A 2,845-nucleotide genomic window follows, 5' to 3' on the forward strand; every position below is an offset into this window, starting at 1 on the left:
ACCGCCGACCGCATCGCCGGTCTGGACGCCGGCGCCGACGACTACGTCGTCAAGCCCTTCGACGTCGAGGAGGTCTTCGCCCGGCTGCGCGCCCTGCTGCGCCGGACGGCCTCCGAGAACGGCGCCGTCGTCGACGTACCGAAGGAGGTCCCGCCCGCGTCCACCGACCGGCAGATCGAGGCGGCCGGACTGCGCATGGACGTGCAGGCGCGGCGCGCCTGGCGCGGGGAGCGCGAGCTGGAGCTGACCCGCACCGAGTTCGAGCTGCTGGAACTGCTCGTCCGCAACGCCGGCATAGTGCTCGACCACTCGACGATCTACGACCGGATCTGGGGCTACGACTTCGGCCCCGGCTCCAAGAACCTCGCCGTCTACGTCGGCTACCTCCGCCGCAAGCTCGACGAGCCCGGCGCCCCGCAGCTGATCCACACGGTCCGTGGCGTGGGTTACGTGCTGCGGGAGGACTGAGTGGGCCGGCTCCGGCGGCTGCTGGCCAGACGGCGGCCCGGGCTGGTCTCCCTGCGCACCACCTTCGCCGTGTCGTTCGCGACGGTCACCGCGGCCGTCACCGTGCTGGTCGGCGTGCTGTCGTACAACGCCGCCGCGCGGCTGGTGCGGGTCGACCAGGAGTCCGTGTTCGACCAGGTGGTGCAGGACCTGCGGGACGAGGTCCGCCAGCACCGGATGACGCCGGACGACTTCTCCTCCTCGGCGCCGGGCCACGACATCGTCCGTCCGGCCCGCACGGACGTGCAGGTCCTGGGGCCGGACGGGAAGGTCGTCGACTCCGGGAGCCCCGGGCTGCCCGTCATCGCCAAGGACCGCAGGATCGCGGTCGCCCGCACGGCCGGGAAGATGGTCGAGCACAAGGACGTGGACGTCGACGCGGACGTCTACCGCATCGCCACCGTCGCGCTCGGCGACGGGCGGGGCGCGGTCCAGGTCGCGCAGGAGTTCAGCGACACCGAGGACCTGCTGCGGGCCCTTCAGCAGCGCACGCTGATCCTGATGGGCGCGGTCGTCACCGCCGCCGGTCTGTTCGGCTGGTGGCTGGCGCGGCGCATCACCCGCCGTCTGATCATCCTGACCTCGGCCGCGGAGGACGTCGCGCGCACCCGGCAGCTCGGCATCGAGGTACCGGTCGCGGGTTACGACGAGGTGGGCCGCCTCGGCCGCGCCTTCGACCGCATGCTGGGGCGGCTGGCCCAGTCCGAGGAGGACCAGCGCCGGCTCGTCCAGGACGCCGGCCACGAGTTGCGCACCCCCCTGACCTCGCTGCGCACCAACATCTCCCTGCTGCGCCGCATCGACGAGCTGCCGCCCGCCACCCGCGAGGAACTCGTCGCCGACCTCGGCCAGGAGGCCCGCGAACTGACCGATCTGGTCAACGAGTTGGTGGACCTGGCGGCCGGCCAGTCGGACACCGAGCCGCCGCAGCGGGTGGACCTCGCCGACATCGCCGAGGACGTCGCCGGGCTGGCGCGGCGCCGTACCGGACGCGAGATCACCGTCCGCGCGAGCGGCGACACCACGACCGACGGCCGGCCGGGCATGCTCACCCGCGCGCTGTCCAACCTCGTCGAGAACGCGGCCAAGTTCGACCGGGAGGGCAGCGGCCCCATCGAGATCGCCGTGCACGGCCCCGCCCGGCCCGGCCCGGTCCGGGTGGAGGTCCTCGACCGCGGCCCCGGCGTCGCCGACCCCGATTTGATCCGCATCTTCGACCGCTTCTACCGGGCCGCCGACGCCCGGTCCCTGCCGGGTTCCGGGCTGGGGCTGTCGATCGTGCGCGAGGTGGCGATGGCCCACGGCGGGGCCCCCTTCGCCCTCCAGCGCGACGGAGGCGGCGCGGTGATCGGCTTCACCGTCGGCGGCATCCCGACGAACGGGGTGCGCGACGGCGGGTGAGCCGCGGAGGGCCGGTGCGGGTGGGGCCGGTGCGGGCGGGGGTCGGTGCCGGTGGGGCCAGTGCCGGCAGGGGCCGGTGCCGGTGGAAGACTTCCCGTCCGGGACGGCGGACGTGACCGCCGCGGGGGAGGACCGGGGTGTGAAGGACGTACGGGGTGTGCTGGGCGGGCCGCGCGGGCGACGGGTGCGGCTGGCGGTCGTGCTGGCCGGTGCCGGGGCCGTCGTCGGGGGCCTGCTCGTGGCGCGGGAGATGAACGCGCCGGACTCCGGGATCGAGGCGGCCGCCAGAGGCGGCACACCGCAGTGCGCGCGGATCGCGCGGGCGTACCCGGACGGCTTCGGCGGGCGGGGCCGCGACGGCACCTCGCTGCCCGGGGTCGGCGTGTGGGGCGGCGGTGACATCACCGCACGCTGCGGCGTCGAGCCGCCCGCCCCGACGACGGACGCGTGCCTGAGCGTCGACGGCGTGGACTGGGTGTGGCGCCCGGCGAGACCGGGCAGCACCCGCCGGGTCCTCGTCACCTACGGCCGCGATCCCGCCGTCGAGATCACCATGTCCGGCCGGTTCGCCGGGACGGACGAGGTGCTGGTGGCGATGAGCCGGGTGGTCGCACCGGTGCCGCAGCACGGCCGGTGCGTCGGCGACGAGGACGTCCCCCTGCCCGGCTGAGACCGGCGTCTCGGGTGCGGCTGGGGCCGATGGCCTGGTGGGCGGCCGGGGCCGGCGTCCCCGTTCTCGGCCGGGGTGGTGCGGGAGGGTCCAACGGCCCGGTGCGCTGTCCCCACCGGCCCATGCCCGGGCCCCTGGCGGGCGGGATGGTGAGGGGGAGACGCCGGGCAGCGGTCACGGGTCCGGTCCGTGGCGGTCCGGCCGCGAGAGGGTGAGTGCCGTGATGTTCTGGTACGACCACCATGTCAGCGGGTGGGGCTGGTTCAC

3 protein-coding genes are annotated in these 2,845 nt (G+C 75.0%); all 3 read left to right on the forward strand.

Annotated elements, in window-relative coordinates; translation table 11 throughout:
• The coding region (locus M8J74_RS43900) for a winged helix-turn-helix domain-containing protein (protein WP_249841737.1) at positions 1-468 on the forward strand (468 nt) is incomplete at its 5' end.
• A complete protein-coding gene (locus tag M8J74_RS43905; RefSeq protein ID WP_249841738.1) occupies positions 469-1,908 on the forward strand; it encodes a HAMP domain-containing sensor histidine kinase in 1,440 nt (479 codons plus the stop codon).
• 82 nt (positions 1,909-1,990) lie between these two features.
• Positions 1,991-2,578, forward strand: a complete 588-nt coding sequence (locus M8J74_RS43910) for a DUF3515 family protein (protein ID WP_249841739.1) — start codon at positions 1,991-1,993, stop codon at positions 2,576-2,578.
• Positions 2,579-2,845 lie beyond the last annotated feature (267 nt).

Origin of the sequence: Streptomyces panaciradicis, assembly GCF_023516615.1 — a bacterium.
GTDB lineage: Bacteria > Actinomycetota > Actinomycetes > Streptomycetales > Streptomycetaceae > Streptomyces > Streptomyces panaciradicis.